This window comes from Methyloceanibacter sp., from assembly GCF_050728395.1.
In the GTDB taxonomy this organism is placed as follows: domain Bacteria; phylum Pseudomonadota; class Alphaproteobacteria; order Rhizobiales; family Methyloligellaceae; genus Methyloceanibacter.
In genome coordinates, this window is the sequence record NZ_JBOHJB010000034.1 from 18,457 (window position 1) to 32,720 (window position 14,264).

The 14,264-nt window shown below is 64.1% G+C and carries 17 protein-coding genes; 11 read left to right on the top strand and 6 right to left on the bottom strand.

From position 1 onward, the window contains the following. Nucleotide 1 precedes the first annotated feature (1 nt). Nucleotides 2-838 carry a formate dehydrogenase accessory sulfurtransferase FdhD gene (gene fdhD, locus ACREC7_RS08135; protein WP_431555181.1) on the bottom strand — a complete coding sequence of 279 codons (837 nt, stop codon included), beginning with the start codon at nt 836-838 and terminating at the stop codon, nt 2-4. A 158-nt stretch (nt 839-996) separates the two neighbouring features. Here fdhD and ACREC7_RS08140 point away from each other — a divergent pair, with 158 nt between their 5' ends. The 4 genes from ACREC7_RS08140 (at nt 997) to ACREC7_RS08155 (ending at nt 5,611) form a co-directional block, all read left to right on the top strand. Then, entirely contained in the window at nt 997-1,503 is a 507-nt protein-coding gene (locus ACREC7_RS08140) for a hypothetical protein (protein WP_431555182.1), read from the top strand. Between the two features lie 43 nt (nt 1,504-1,546). Further along, on the top strand, nt 1,547-2,335 hold the full coding sequence (locus tag ACREC7_RS08145) for a vWA domain-containing protein (protein ID WP_431555183.1): 789 nt from the start codon (nt 1,547-1,549) through the stop codon (nt 2,333-2,335). Nucleotides 2,336-2,624: 289 nt separating this feature from the next. Then, nucleotides 2,625-3,926 (top strand): formylmethanofuran dehydrogenase, encoded by a 1,302-nt coding sequence (locus ACREC7_RS08150; RefSeq protein ID WP_431555184.1) that lies wholly within the window; start codon nt 2,625-2,627, stop codon nt 3,924-3,926. Nucleotides 3,927-3,946: 20 nt separating this feature from the next. Further along, entirely contained in the window at nt 3,947-5,611 is a 1,665-nt protein-coding gene (locus tag ACREC7_RS08155) for a formylmethanofuran dehydrogenase subunit A (protein ID WP_431555185.1), read from the top strand. Nucleotides 5,612-5,617: 6 nt separating this feature from the next. On the opposite strand, the gene ACREC7_RS08160 is transcribed toward ACREC7_RS08155, so the two are convergent. Then, nucleotides 5,618-5,854, bottom strand: coding sequence for a hypothetical protein (locus ACREC7_RS08160; protein WP_431555186.1), 237 nt, complete (start codon nt 5,852-5,854; stop codon nt 5,618-5,620). A 163-nt stretch (nt 5,855-6,017) separates the two neighbouring features. On the opposite strand from ACREC7_RS08160, the gene ACREC7_RS08165 reads away from it, so the two are divergent. Continuing rightward, nucleotides 6,018-6,278: a hypothetical protein gene (locus tag ACREC7_RS08165; RefSeq protein WP_431555187.1), complete on the top strand. Its 261-nt coding sequence runs from the start codon at nt 6,018-6,020 to the stop codon at nt 6,276-6,278. 6 nt (nt 6,279-6,284) lie between these two features. Here ACREC7_RS08165 and ACREC7_RS08170 read toward each other — a convergent pair whose 3' ends face one another. Together ACREC7_RS08170 and ACREC7_RS08175 are read right to left on the bottom strand one after the other, a co-directional pair. After that, a complete protein-coding gene (locus ACREC7_RS08170) occupies nt 6,285-7,448 on the bottom strand; it encodes an exo-beta-N-acetylmuramidase NamZ family protein (RefSeq protein ID WP_431555188.1) in 1,164 nt (387 codons plus the stop codon). A 221-nt stretch (nt 7,449-7,669) separates the two neighbouring features. Beyond that, nucleotides 7,670-8,368, bottom strand: a complete 699-nt coding sequence (locus ACREC7_RS08175) for a pirin family protein (RefSeq protein WP_431555189.1) — start codon at nt 8,366-8,368, stop codon at nt 7,670-7,672. A 103-nt stretch (nt 8,369-8,471) separates the two neighbouring features. Here ACREC7_RS08175 and ACREC7_RS08180 point away from each other — a divergent pair, with 103 nt between their 5' ends. After that, complete coding sequence (locus tag ACREC7_RS08180) at nt 8,472-9,368, top strand: LysR substrate-binding domain-containing protein (RefSeq protein ID WP_431555190.1); 897 nt, start codon at nt 8,472-8,474, stop codon at nt 9,366-9,368. A gap of 36 nt (nt 9,369-9,404) precedes the next feature. Here ACREC7_RS08180 and ACREC7_RS08185 read toward each other — a convergent pair whose 3' ends face one another. Together ACREC7_RS08185 and ACREC7_RS08190 are read right to left on the bottom strand one after the other, a co-directional pair. Continuing rightward, complete coding sequence (locus tag ACREC7_RS08185) at nt 9,405-9,818, bottom strand: type II toxin-antitoxin system VapC family toxin (protein ID WP_431555191.1); 414 nt, start codon at nt 9,816-9,818, stop codon at nt 9,405-9,407. Further along, nucleotides 9,819-10,079 (bottom strand): type II toxin-antitoxin system Phd/YefM family antitoxin, encoded by a 261-nt coding sequence (locus tag ACREC7_RS08190; RefSeq protein WP_431555192.1) that lies wholly within the window; start codon nt 10,077-10,079, stop codon nt 9,819-9,821. It abuts the gene before it with no gap. A 144-nt stretch (nt 10,080-10,223) separates the two neighbouring features. Here ACREC7_RS08190 and ACREC7_RS08195 point away from each other — a divergent pair, with 144 nt between their 5' ends. The 5 genes from ACREC7_RS08195 to ACREC7_RS08215 all read left to right on the top strand — a co-directional run. Further along, nucleotides 10,224-11,090: an HlyD family efflux transporter periplasmic adaptor subunit gene (locus tag ACREC7_RS08195; protein WP_431555193.1), complete on the top strand. Its 867-nt coding sequence runs from the start codon at nt 10,224-10,226 to the stop codon at nt 11,088-11,090. 8 nt (nt 11,091-11,098) lie between these two features. Continuing rightward, the gene (locus ACREC7_RS08200; protein WP_431555194.1) at nt 11,099-12,013 is read left to right on the top strand and encodes a cation diffusion facilitator family transporter; all 915 of its coding nucleotides are present in this window, start codon (nt 11,099-11,101) and stop codon (nt 12,011-12,013) included. 130 nt (nt 12,014-12,143) lie between these two features. After that, nucleotides 12,144-12,434 carry a BufA1 family periplasmic bufferin-type metallophore gene (locus ACREC7_RS08205; protein ID WP_431555195.1) on the top strand — a complete coding sequence of 97 codons (291 nt, stop codon included), beginning with the start codon at nt 12,144-12,146 and terminating at the stop codon, nt 12,432-12,434. A gap of 114 nt (nt 12,435-12,548) precedes the next feature. Further along, nucleotides 12,549-13,487: an MNIO family bufferin maturase gene (gene bufB / locus ACREC7_RS08210; protein ID WP_431555196.1), complete on the top strand. Its 939-nt coding sequence runs from the start codon at nt 12,549-12,551 to the stop codon at nt 13,485-13,487. Next, the coding region (locus ACREC7_RS08215; protein WP_431555197.1) for an HvfC/BufC N-terminal domain-containing protein at nt 13,459-14,264 on the top strand (806 nt) is incomplete at its 3' end. The genes bufB and ACREC7_RS08215, both read left to right, overlap by 29 nt.

Sequence of the window (14,264 nt, forward strand, 5' to 3'; positions counted from 1 at the left end):
CTCAACGCGTTTGCGCCGCCGTGCCGGCAGCCTCGGCAATCGCGCCGCCGATGCGATGCGGATGGGTGAATACCTCGAACCCGTCCTTGCGAGCGACGGCCACGAGCGTCATGCCGCAAGCCTCGGCCATGCGGAGCGCAAGCGCGGTCGGCGCCGACACCGCGACGATGATGGGCGCGCCGATGACGGCGGATTTCTGCACCATCTCAACCGAGACGCGGCTGGTCAGCACCACGATGCCTTTCGCGGCATTGGTGCCTTCGCGCGCGAGCGCTCCCGCAAGCTTGTCCAGCGCATTGTGACGGCCGACGTCCTCGCGCACGGCAACGAGGCCGCGCCTCGGATCGAAGAAGCCGGCGCCATGCACCGCGCGGGTCTCGCGGTTCAACGCCTGCAAGGGGAACAGGGACTCGATCGCCGTCATGATGTCAGCCGGCGTGACGCTGAGACCTTCGCGCACCTCAGGCGGCGGGCGCATCGCCTCGGTCAGGCTCTCGATGCCGCACAGCCCGCACCCCGTGGGACCGGCCATCTTGCGGCGACGCGTCAGGAACTCCGCGGCGTCCGGCGTCTTGAGCCAGATGCGGAGCTCGATGCCGACCTCCTCCTCGACGATCTCCACGCTCTCGATGGCATCGACGGAGGGGATCACCCCCTCGGTCAGACTGAAGCCGACGGCGAAGTCCTCAAGATCCTGCGGGCTCGCCATCATCACCGCATAGGAGGCGGTGTTGTAGGTGAAGGCGACCGCGATCTCCTCCGGAATGGCGCGTTCGCCTCTCGAATAGCCGCTCGCGCGCCAGGCAGAGCAGGGGACGCGAACCACTGGCTCAGCCAAATGCTTACTCCGCTTGGATTTATTGCGCTCGAAGCTAGTCGCTCGCGCTCGCGCTGACAAGCCATGCGAGCTTCATGTCTCTCTCCTACGATCGAATAGACGCCAGAGAACGGCGGACAGGCTAAGATGTTGGTGCGTACAGTTAAGGGAGGCCCCCTATGGCGAATAAAGCGAGCTTCACGCCTGACGAGTGGACCAAGGTGATGGAAAGCGTGGCGGTGACCGGCATGGCGGTGACCGCTGCGGATCCGAGCGGGCTTTGGGGCATGTTAAAGGAGGCGCTGGCCGGCGGTGCGGCCTTGGCGGCGGCGAAGGCCGATCCCAATGCCAACGAGTTGGTGAAAGCGGTGATTGCCGGTTTCGAGACCGCAGACGGAAGGAGCGCCGCGCAGGAGGCGCTGAAGAAGCGCTTCGCCGACGCAAAGCCTGGCGATGTTGTCCCCAGGGCTCTCGAGACGTTGCGTCAAGCCTCTGCCGTTCTGGACGCCAAGGCGCCGGCCGATGCTCCGGCCTTCAAGGCCTGGCTGAATTCTGTCGCGGCCAAGGTGGCCGAGGCCTCGTCGGAAGGAGGCTTCCTCGGCTTTGGCGGCGTGAAGGTGAGCGAGGCAGAGAAGGCCACTCTTGCCGACATCGCCAAAGCCTTGGGCACGACGGCAAGCACCTGACGGCGGAGGGCCGGGCGATGAGGACGCACATGAGGTCAAGATCGTGTCTTCACTGACGTGCGTCCTGCGGATCGCGGCGACCGCCTTGGCGATAGGGAGTGCCGGCGGCTTCGCGGCGGCAATCGCGGCAGAGCCGAACGAGCGCCCCTGCAATGACGACGCCATGATCGTGTTCGATGCGTCAGGCTCGATGGCCGGGAACGTGGGACAAGGTATCGCGACCACCATCCCGCGGATTGACGAAGCGCGGCACGCGCTCGCCGAGGTCTTGCCGAGCGCCACGAAATTTCGCCGCGTCGGCCTCATCACTTATGGTCCGGGGCCTTACCAACAGTGCAACGTCCACCTCGATCTCGAGCCCACTGCCAATGCCGGAGCTATCATCATGCGCACGGTGAACGCTCTGACGCCGGGTGGCCGAACGCCCCTGACCTCCGCGGTGCAGCAGGCGGCAACGGTGCTCGACTACCAGCATAAGCCAGGCGTCATCGTCGTGGTCACCGACGGCGAAGAGACTTGCGGAGGTGCGCCTTGCGACCTTGGCAAAGAACTCCATGCCGCCGCCAAACAGTTGACGATCCACGTCATCGGCTATCGCGTTAAGGATTTCTCTTGGACGGGCGAGCAAAGCATCCTCGATGTCCGCTGCCTGGCCGAGCAAAATGGTGGTCTCTACATCGCCGCCGAGTCGAAAGAAGACCTGATCGAGGCCCTCAGAAAAACCCTAGACTGCCCGATGGTGACGCAACGCGATTCACCTGCATCATCACAATCCTATCTCGATATCATTCGGGTCGCCTCACAGGGAGCGTTGCGCCGTCCCAATCCTTGAGAGTTGTCCGGCTTTGCCTTCGGCGCGCGCGCACCTTGTCGATGTGGCGCCGGGCCAACATTCTGGGGCTTATGCTGATTTTCGTGCCGGTGGGGCCAAGGGCTTTTTGTCGCCCCCCAGCATTGACGGGGGGTGTCGGCGATGTCGCGCCCGCCTTCCACGCGAGCAACGCAGCTTGGAGTCTCGGCCGATTTGCGCTACTGCCAGGGGCGACAGGTTTGGTCCCTAGAGTTGAGTTGCGATCCCGCCCGTGCTTTCTTCTCGCGCTTTGTGATGGGGTTCTAACGGCATGCAGAATTCGAGCGCGGGTAAGGCCAAGGAGAAGCACGCAACGCACGAAGTGTTCGACAACGTCGCCTGCCCGTTTTGCGGCATGCTGTGTGACGATCTCGAGATCGAGAACAATGACGGTACGTTGAAAGTCCTCAAGAATGGCTGCGGCCGGGCGATCAGCGGCTTCGAACGCAAGCTCCCGGCGAACAGCCCGCAGATCGGAGGCAAAGACGTCACGCTCGCCGAGGCCGTCAAGGAAGCCGCGGCGCTCATCGGCAAGGCCGATAGCCCTCTGTTTGGCGGCCTTGCCACCGGCGTTGAGGGCATGCGCGCGGCACTCGCGCTTGCCGAGCGCGCCGGCGGGGTGGTCGACCATGCCTTGAGCGAAGGGCAATATCGCAACGTCAAGGTGCTGCAGAGCGCGGGCTGGATCACCTCCACGCTCACCGAGACGCGGAACCGCGCCGATCTCCTGATCATCGTGGGCAGCGACATCCGCAAGCTGCATCCGCGCTTCTTCGAGCGCATCGTCTCGCCGCCTCACTCGATGTTCGAGGTGACGGCGCCGAAGCGCGCCGTCGTGTTCATCGGCGAGGTGCCGGAGCGCAAGGACGCGGCCGGGCCGCAGGTCGGCCAGGTGATCACGCTTGCCTGCAAGGTCGAGCAGATCGGCGAGGTTCTCGGTGCGCTCCGCGCGCGGCTGCGCAGCTTTCACATCAATGCCAAGACCGCCGGCGGCATCGCGCTTGCCAAGATCGATGCGCTCGCCGAGCTTTGCCGGCAGGCGAAATACGGCGTCGTGGTCTGGGCGCCGCCGACGCTCGACGTGCCGCATGCCGAGCTGACCGTCGAGCAGGCTACCGGGCTCGTCAAGGATCTCAACCAGACGCAGCGCTTTGCCGGGCTGTCGCTCGGCGGCAATGAAGGCGCGGTGACGGCCGCCGCCGTCACGACCTGGCAAAGCGGATTTCCGCTCCGCATCTCCTATGCAAGCGGCGCGCCGCAGTTCGACCCTTACAATTATTCGATCAGCCGCATGCTTGCCGCTGGCGAAGGCGATCTGCTCGTGTGGATCGCCTCGATTTCTCCCGACCTCACGCCGCCAGCGACCGACATTCCCACCATCGTGCTTGGCACGCCGGGGCTCAAGCTACCGCGGAAGGCCGCGGTATTCATCCCCGTGGGCACGCCGGGGGTGGATCACGCCGGCCGGCTCATTCGCTGCGACAGTGTCGTGTCGCTGCCCCTCAAGAACCTGCATCGGGCGGAGCTTCCGCGCGTCGCCGATGTGCTCGCGTCAATCGAAGCGGCGCTGTAAAGACCCGGAGTCTCCTCGCAATGGTGATCAAGCTTTCCGGCGGCAAAGTCTATGACCCTGCCAACAAGGTGAGCGGCGAGGTCCGCGACATCTATGTCGAGGACGGCAAGATCGTGACCGCACCCGCCGATGGGCGCGTGGCACAGGACTATGACGTGAAAGGCCGCGTGGTGATGGCCGGCGCCATCGACCCGCACACCCATATCGGCGGCGGCAAGATGACCATCGCCCGCATGCTGATCCCCGAGGACCACATGAAGGACGAGGTCAAGCGCACAGCGCTCACCCGCGCCGGCACCGGCCATGCGGTGCCCTCGACCATGGTCACCGGGTATCGCTATGCCGAGATGGGCTACACCGCCTGCTTCGAGCCGGCCATGCTGCCTGCCAACGCACGCCAGGCGCATATGGAGATGGGCGACACGCCGATGGTCGACAAAGGCGCCTTCGTCATGCTCGGCAGCGACGATTATTTCCTGCGTCAGCTCGCGGCCAAGCAGGAGTTCGAGCGCATCAAGGATTACGTTGCCTGGACCATGCATTCGGCGCAAGCGATCGCCGTCAAGGTGGTCAATCCCGGCGGCATCAGCGCCTTCAAGTTCAATCAGCGCAAGCTCGATCTCGACGAGGAGCACGTCTACTACCACGTGACGCCGCGGCAGATCATCGTGACGCTGGCCCGCGCGCTGAAGGAGCTCGGCGTCGTCCATCCTCTGCATGTGCATGGCTGCAATCTCGGCATCCCGGGTAATATCGAATCGACGCTCGCCACCATCCGCGCGGCGGAAGGCCTGCCGCTGCACATGACGCATACCCAGTTCCTGAGCTATGGCACCGAGGGCGACCGCAAGTTTTCGTCGGGCGCTGCGCGGCTCGCCGAGCTCGTCAACAAGACTCCGAACGTCTCCATCGACGTTGGCCAGGTGCTGTTCGGGCAGACCTGCACCGCGTCAGGCGACAGCATGCGCCAATACGCCATCGGCAAGAGTGCGCACCCGAAGCGCACGGTGATCATGGACATCGAGTGCGACGCAGGCTGCGGCGTGGTGCCGATCCGCTACCGCGACAAGAGCTTCGTCAACGCCATGCAATGGGTGGTCGGGCTCGAGACCTTCCTCCTGGTCGAAGATCCCTGGCGCATGTTCCTCACCACGGACCATCCGAACGGCGCACCGTTCTATACCTATCCGCATCTGATCAGGCTGCTGATGGACAAGGGCTTCCGCGATGACATGCTGCAGAAGATCAACCCGGATGCGGCGGCCATGAGCATCTTGCCGACCATCACCCGCCAATACTCGCTCGACGAGATCGCCATCATCACCAGGGCGGGTCCGGCGCGAAGCCTAGGCTTGCGGGACCGTGGGCATCTCGGCGTCGGGGCTTGCGGGGACATCACCGTCTACCGGGACAATGCCGACCGCGAGGCGATGTTCAAGACGCCAGAGCTTGTGTTCAAGGGTGGCGAGCTGGTGGTGAAGAACGGCAAGGTGGTCAAGGTCACCCAAGGCGCCACGCATGTGGCACGGCCCGCTTACGACCGCTCCATCGAGGGGCCGCTCAAGAGCTATTTCGACCGTTACCTCACGGTGCGGATGGAGAACTTCAAGCTCGCCGACGAGGAGATCATCGATTGCGACCGCGGCTCGATCATCGTGCAGCCGACGGGGCAGCGGGTGTCATAGCCGGCGCTATTGCTTCGGGCGGTTGCCCATGATGTCGAAATCGGCCTCTTGCAATTGATATTTCTGCATGATGCTCGACGTATCGGACAAAGCGCGGAGGCAGGCCTCATGCGCGGTGCGCTTCTCCGTATCGGCGAGCGTCTCGCCATCTCTCAGCCGGTCGGCTGCGGTGAAGCAGATCTGCATGTCTTGCCCGAGAGCCGGTGCAGACATGGCTGCAAGCAGCAAAACGAGAATGGCCATCGACACAATATTTCGGAAGGACATCGCCAGTGTCTCCGCTACCGCCGCTTGTTCAGATTAGCATAAGCCTAACTATGTCGGCGTGTTGGCCGGTGGGAATCGGCATCATTCAGTTGCGCCTGCACCGCACGGCGCTTAGAACCGACCGAAGAGAGGATTGCTCATGCGCGCCACCATTCTCGCAGCAGTGCTGTCATTCGGTGTTCTGTCGCTGATGACGCTCGACAGCGCGTCATCCTTGCCTGGCCTTTCGACGCGTCCATCGGCGGCGAGCTCTAGTCTTGTCGAGGAGGCCCGGACGCAGCGCTACCGCAAGGCGCAAAGATACGGTCACCGGCGCCCCTATTACGTGCCGTATGCCTGTTCGCGCCCCTACCAATATCGCTATTGGCAATTCTATGCGCCGATCTGCTACCCGCTCTAGCTCGGGCTAATACAGCAGAAATTTCCGCCTGACCTCGCCGAACTCGGCAACGCCGGGGCGCCAGCTCGCGACGATCTCCGCAAGCGGCATCTCGCTCTCGATCTGCTGCCGTAGCGCTGGGGAGCCGGCCAAAATGTCAATGGGCATCTTGTCGTGCTCGTATTCGTAAGGCGGCTCGCGCCAGGCGAAGCGATCAGGCGCCGAACGGTAGCATTCCCGGAGCAACGACACGCCGGCCTTCACCGGCAGAAACGCCTCGCGGTTCGTGACATGGATCTGGCAGCCGCCGCAGGTCACCCCGGCGTGCTTCTGGAAGGTCGGCTCGAAGGTCACCGGGCGGAAATACACGCCCTTCAACCCCACCTTGTTCATGCGCTCGGCAAGTTGGTCGCCGTCGAGCCAAGGCGCCCCGATCAGCTCGAAGGGACGCGTGGTGCCGCGCCCCTCCGACAGCATGGTGCCTTCGTAGAGCACGGTGCCTGGATAGACGATCGCCGTGTCGAGAGTCGGCATGTTCGGCGACGGCATTACCCAGGGGAGGTCGGTCGCGTCCCAATACATGTCGCGCGACCAGCCTTCCATGGAAAAGACTTCGAGCGCTGCATCGATGCCGTGATGCTCATTGAACAGCCTCGCGAGCTCGGCCACGGTCATGCCGTGGCGCATGGGCATGCGGAACTGGCCGACAAAGGACTCAAATCCGGGCTCGAGCGTCGGCCCTTCGACTTGGGCGCCGCCGATGGGGTTGGGGCGGTCGCATACGATGACAGGGAGCCCATGGCGCGCTGCGGCGCGCAGGCAATTGGCCATGGTGTAGATGAAGGTGTAGATGCGGGCGCCGACGTCCTGCAGATCGATGACCAGCACGTCGACGAGATCGAGCATCTCCTTGGTCGGCTCGCGCGTCTCGCTGTAGAGCGAGAAGATCGGCACGTTGCGGCGCCGGTCCTTGGCGTGCGGCGTCTCGATCATGTTGTCCTGCAGGTCGGAGCGGTAGCCGTGCTGTGGCCCGAAGATGGCGGTGAGCTTGTAGCGGTTGGAGTGGCTGAAGCGATCGATGAGGTGGCGGAAGCCATGATCGATCGAGGCAGGATTGGCGAGCACGCCGACGCGCAGCCCGTTAAGGCGGGTCGAGGCGAGAAGCTTTTCGGAGCCGAGCAGGACGGGCATGGGCGTTTGCTTAATCGGGCGCCCCTGCCAACGCCAGCAAAAAGGGCCTGCCATGCTGAGCGGGTGCGTAACCGTAGTGTCCCCCTCCCCCCTTGAGGGGGAGGATGGGGAGGGGGGTCCAAAGATAAATTCCATGCGACCGAGCCGCACCCCCCTCCCGACCGATCAAAGATCGGTCGACCTCCCCCGCAAGGGGGGAGGTGAAGCACCCTCACTGGCGCCTAGGGCGCGTCGACCAGGACGATTTCGGAGTCTTTCAGCGCGGTGATCTTGACCACCGACTCGTCCTCGATGGCGGCGCCGTCGCGCGCCTTCAGGCTTACGCCGTTTATCTCGACCTCGCCTTCAGCCGGCACGAGATAACCGTGGCGGCCCTTGCCGAAGGCATATTCGGCGGCCTCGCCAGCTTTCAGCGTGGCGCCGAGCACGCGGGCTTCGGCGCGGATCGGCAACGCGTCGGCGTCGGTTGCAAAGCCGCTTGCCAGCACCACGAAGGAGCCGGCGCGGTCGCCCCTGGGAAAGGGCTTGGCGCCCCATGACGGCTTGCCGCCCTCGCGGTCAGGCTCGATCCAGATCTGGAAGATGCGGGTCGTCTCGGGCTCCCGATTATATTCGGCGTGGCGGACGCCGCTGCCGGCGCTCATCACCTGCACGTCGCCGGCCTCGGTGCGTCCCGTGTTGCCGAGGCTGTCCTCATGGGTGATGGCCCCGTCGCGGACATAGGTGATGATCTCCATGTTGGCGTGCGGATGCGGCGGGAAGCCCGTGTGCGGGGCGATCTCGTCGTCGTTCCACACCCGGAGTGCGCCCCAGCCCATGCGCTCGGGGTCGTAATAGCCGCCAAAAGAGAAATGATGCTTGGCCTTGAGCCAACCATGGTCGGCTCCGCCAAGGCCTTTGAACGATCTTACCTCGATCATGTCGTTACCCTCCGCGCCATGCTCGGCGCTGTTGCATGGTCCTTAGATAGGGTGCAGGATCGGCTCATAAAGGGAAACTTTAGAAACTCATCGTTTCCAAATCATGCCAAAGCTGCCTGATCTCGAAGGGCTCGCTATCTTCGCTAAGATCGCCGAACTGCGCTCCTTTGCGCTCGCCGCCAAGGATCTCGAGCTGTCCAAGGCCACGGTCTCCAAGGCCGTCGCCAGGCTGGAAAAGAGGCTTGGCGCCCGGCTGCTCAACCGCACCTCGCGCCGGCTGGCTCTGACCGACGCAGGCCAGCGCCTCTTCGATCGCGCCGCGCGCATCCTGGCGGAAGGGGAGGCTGCGGAAAGCGAGGCCCATGCACAATCGGCCACCCCGCGCGGGCTCGTGCGCCTGGCCGTGCCCATGTCATTCGGGCTCAAAGAGGTGGCGCCGATCCTGCCTGAGTTTCTTGCCAGATACCCCGAAGTGTCGGTCGATCTGCATCTGAGCGATGAGCTGGTCGACCTGATCGGAGCCGGCTTCGACGCCGCCTTGCGCATCGCCGCGCTGCCGGATTCCTCGTTGCGGGCGAGGCGGCTACGGGGCGTCGGCCGCTATCTCGTCGCAGCACCCTCCTATCTCGAGCAGCACGGGCGCCCGACCCATCCGCGCGACCTCATGCACCATGCCTGCCTCTGCTACGCCTATCTGCCGACGCCTGATGTCTGGCGTTTCGTCAACAAAGCTGGCGACGAGGTGCAATTGCGGCCGAACGGGCCGATGCGGGCCAACAATGCCGACGCTCTTGCACCTGCGCTGCTGGCCGGGCTCGGGCTCGCCGTGCAGCCGGATTTCGTGGTCGGCGAGGCGATAACGGAAGGGCGTCTTGAGGTGGTGATGCCTGACTGGGGCCCACCGCCGATCGCGCTTCACCTCGTCATGCCGCCTGGCGGTCCGCGGCCGGCGCGGGTCGAAGCGCTCGCCGCTTTCCTGACCGACCGCTTGTCCGCCTGAGCCGCGGCGCGACCCCATATTGGGATCGACTCGATCTTATTGTCGTGGCGTCGTGAACGGATTGAATGTCTTCACGACAAACGGTTCGAAATCGCGCACATTGCGAGTGACCACGATCAAACCATGAATGATCGCCGTTGCCGCCATCATCGCATCCTCGATCAGCCGGTCCGCACCCCGGTGCATCAGCCGCGCCCAGACGCGAAAAGTTGCTGCATCCATCGGAAGGACATTCCAAAGCGCGGCAACTTGGTCGATCCACGCTTCGATCTCTTGGGCCTTTGCCTCATCCTGCTCGCGCGTGATCTCGACGCCGGCCTGAAGTTCGCCGAGTGTCACCGCGGAGAGGTAGAGTTGGTCGGCCGGTGTGCCTTTCAGCCAAGCGACCACCGCGCCATGCGGCTTTGTTCGGCGCAGCTCTGAAACCACATTGGTGTCGAGCAGGTACATTTATGAGCCGGCCGGCGCCACAACCCGCCGCTTGAAACGGCCGCGCCGTGGGACCGGGATATCGGCGCGTGGAGCCTCTGCCAGCAACAGGTCCTTGAGGGAGGCCCGCGCCGCGTCTCGCAGCCGTCTCCACTCCTCGACGGGAACAAGCACCGCCTTCTCGACACCACGTTTCGTCACGATTTGCGGTCCGTCCTTCAGGCTCGCTTCAAGCATCTCGCTGAAACGTGCCTTCGCGTCTTGCACCTGCCAAATCCGCATGAATGTTCTCCTTCGGGACTAGTTATATGACTAGTCAATCTTCGGATCAAGACGTCGGATGCCGGGCGGTTCACGTAAACGGCATGCGGCATTTGATTTCCGGCGGGATCGCGGACGATACTTGGGACGCTGGGGAGGCACCACATGGCGCAGGGCTGGGGATCTCGACGTCTTTGGACCTTTGTCGGGCTTGCTGCCTTGCTCGGCTATGTGGCTTGGATCGGCGCCCCCTATCTCCGCTCGGTCGTCGTGCGCGACGCGGCGGTAACCACGTGGATAAACACCACGGCAGCGCCCATCGATGGCTTTCTCGGAAGCAAGCCGCTGCATGTGGGCGACAGCGTCGGAAAAGGCGGGCTGATCGCCACCATCGAGAATCCGCTTCAAGATGCGACTCCGGTGGTCAGGGCCGAGGCCGATCTAAACAAGGCGAAGCAACATGTCCGCGGCTTGCAGGAGCTGATGACAGGTCTCGAAGCCGCCGCCGCCGCGCGTGCCGCCATGGAACTTGCCGATGCCAAGGTCGAGGCTGAAAGCGCGGAGAAAATTCTCGCCAGCGTCAAGAGCGCCTACGAAACCGCCAAGTTTCAGCCGGTCAAGGCGCCGCCGGACGCCTATGTCTGGAGCCTGATCGCAGCTTCCGGCGACTTCGTGCGCGCCGGCTCGCCGGTGGCGACCTGGGTCGACTGCAGCTTCATGCTTGTCGACGTGCCGGTATCGGATGTCGAGCTCGCGCTGCTGCGAACCGACGCGCCGGCCCGCATCGTCCTTGAGGGCGACCCTAAGGTTCGCGATGGCAAGGTTTATCTGACGCGCGGCGCGGCGGCGACCATTGGCGCGGACGATCTCGCCGCGCTTGCCAAGGGGCGGCATGCCGGGATCGGGCAGGTTCTTGTCCAGTTCGAGCCGTCGGCCGCCGACATCTGGGAATGCCCGATTGGGGCCGCAGCCTATGTCGATTTTCCTGACATCGGCATTCTCGACATCTTGCGCGCCAGGCTGCGGCTCTAGCACCTCTCATGCCAAGCGATCCGCAAGTCACTCCGGAGCAACTGGCGCAAGAGCGTTCGATCCGTTTCGCTCTCCTCGCCGACCTCGGCGTGCTCGCGCTCGCGGTACCGGTCGCCTTGCTCGGCGGCTCGCTGACGATCAAGGCCGAAGCCATCCGTTTCGTCCTGGGGATGTCGATCGAGATTTTTGCGTACGCGGTGATGTGGCGCTTGCATCGCGGCAAGCTACGGGACCTGGAGTTCGGCGGCGGCAAGCTCGAGCAGATCGCCAATCTGGTCACCGGTCTCGGCATGCTCGGCGCCGCGGCCTGGATCGCCACCAAGGCCATGGCTATCGTCGGCGGACAAGGCGAGGTCGGCACGCCGCTGGGTTTGGCACTTGCTGCGATGGTTGGTGCCCTCAACGCCTATATCAACTTCCTGGCCTGGGACCGCATGCGCGCGGCGGCAGAGGGCGGGAGCAGTCTCCTCATGCAGGGGCAGGTCAACGCGCGACGGGTCAAGCTCGTTTGCTCTGTCGTCGTGCTCTTCACCATGACGGCTGCAGCGCTGTCCACCGACAACGTGGTTGTCGCCTCTGCCGATGCTGTCGGCTCGGTGTTCGTCGCTATCTTCATGGTGCTGAATGGCAGCGAGATGCTCCGAACCGGCATCCCGGACCTTCTCGACCGCTCGGCGGGAAAGACCGTCCGCGATACCGTCGATCGCGTGCTCGCGGGCAATGTCGACGATTATCAGCGGCTTGACCGTGTCAGGTCGAGGCGGTCAGGTCGCGTCGTCTTTGTCGAGATTGTGCTGAGCTTCGACCCCGAATTGACCATCGCCGAGGTCAACCGCCGTATCGCCGCGCTGAAGCAATCCATGGCGAACGAGATCGAGCATGCCGACATCTCGATCCTGACCACCGGCGCCACGACCGCTTGAGCCCGCCGCAATAGGCCAAGGCTATGGGTTCCATCGGCCAAGGGTATTTCCGAAATGGCCGAAATCCGGGTTTCATCAGGCTTACGCTGGAGGAAATCGGCGTATCACTCGTCAATAACGGAGCGACCTGATGACCAATAAGACTGCCACGATCTCACTCGCCCTTGCCGGAGCGCTGGCGACGGCGCTCGCCAGCCTCGCCACTCCAGTTGCGGCCGAGGAAGCCTCCAAGGAGAAATGCTACGGCGTGTCCATGAAGGGGCAGAACGACTGCGCCGCGGGCCCGGGAACCACCTGCGCCGGCACCTCGAAGACCGACTATCAAGGCAATTCCTGGCGGCTCGTGCCGAAGGGAACTTGCACCACCATCGACACGCCTTTGGGCAAAGGCTCGCTCGAGCCGATCGAGCGCAAGAGCTAGAGGCTTCGCGCCAAGGACTCTTCGGATGAAGGCGAAGGAAGCGAATGTGGCGAAGCGCGAGCCTGACCGCGTGACCGCCGCGTTCGTTTTCCGCCATGGCGCATGGGGGCTGATATGACCTCGGAGATCTTTGCCGAACACAGCGCGATCCCGGCGGCGAGCGTCGGCATCGGCTTCAAGCCCGAACATGCCGAGGAGGCGCTTTCCACCGATCATGGCCTCGGCTTCTTCGAGGTTCATGCCGAGAACTATATGGGCGATGGCGGAGCCCCCCACCGCCTGCTGACCGGACTTCGCGAGCACGCGCCGTTGTCGGTGCACGGCGTTGCTCTTTCCATCGGCGGCGCCGGACCGCTGAACCGCGAGCACCTCGCACGCCTGAAACGCGTAATCGACCGCTATGAGCCGGCGCTGTTCTCCGAGCATCTCGCCTGGTCGACCCATGACGGCGTCTATCTCAACGATCTGTTGCCGGTTCCGTACAATGCCGAGACGCTCGCCCGTGTCTCCGACCATATCGATGAGGTGCAGGAGACCCTTCAACGCCGCCTGTTGCTCGAAAACCCCTCGACCTATGTCGCCTTCGAGAGCTCGACCATGAGCGAGGTCGAGTTCTTGGCCGAAGTGGTTGGCCGCACCGGTTGCGGGCTCCTTCTCGACGTGAACAACGTCTACGTCTCCGCCGTCAACCACGGCACCGAGCCCATGGCCTATCTCGACCAGTTCCCCATGGAGCATGTGGGCGAAATACATCTTGGCGGCCATTTCGAGGATCGTGACGACCTCGACGCGCCGCTCCTCATCGACGCTCACGGGACGCCGGTCGCCGAAATGGTGTGGCTGCTCTACGGCCGCACGCTTGCCCGGTTGGGCGCAACGCCGACCCTGATCGAATGGGACAATGACGTGCCGGCCTTCTCCGTGCTTGCGGCGGAGGCCGAGCGTGCCCTTGGCATCATGGCCGCCGAGACCAAGCGCCGCCAACGGCGAGACGCCGGCGCTTCAGCCCCTCATGGGAGACCTCATGCAGAACCTCTTGGATATGCAGGATGAGTTCGCCAGCGCATTGCTGAGCGCCACCACGCCGGTCCCGTCATGCCTCAAGGGCTCAGGCATCCGCCGGGCCGACCGGCGCTTCGCCGTCTATCGCAACAACGTCGCGGCAAGCCTGATCGAGGCTCTCGGCCAGCGCTTTCCCGTGGTCAAGCGGCTGGTGGGCGATGAATTCTTCAGTGCCATGGCGCATGCCTTCGTGTTGCGCGAGCCACCCTTCTCGCCGCTCCTGATTCATTACGGCGAAACATTTGCCGCCTTCATCGAGGAGTTCGATGCGGCTGAGCCGCTGCCTTATCTCGCCGACGTGGCACGGCTCGAATATAGCCGCGGGCGTGCCTATCATGCCGCCGATGTCGAACCACTGCCGCGCGCGGCCTTCGCCTCGCTGCCGCCGGGGCGCATCGGCGTCGTCCGCGTCATCTTGCACCCTTCGGTCGACCTTGTCGCTTCGCGCTTTCCGGTGCTGTCGATCTGGGAGGTCAATCAGGCAACGGCGGTGAAGCCCGTGACGCATTGGGGTCCGGAGGCTGCGCTCATCGCACGCCCCTTCCTCGAGGTCGAGACGCGGCTGATCGGCGCCGGGACAGCCAAGTTCCTCACCGCCCTGCAAGGCGGGTCGACCATCGCCGAGGCGGTGGAGATGGCGACCGCGGCCGCCTCCGACTTCAATGCTTCCGATGGTCTCGCCGTGCTGATCGGCGCGCATCTCGTCGTCGGTCTCGAAGACTGCAGCCTCTCTCCTTCACCTCCCCCCTTGAGGGGGAGGTCGACAGC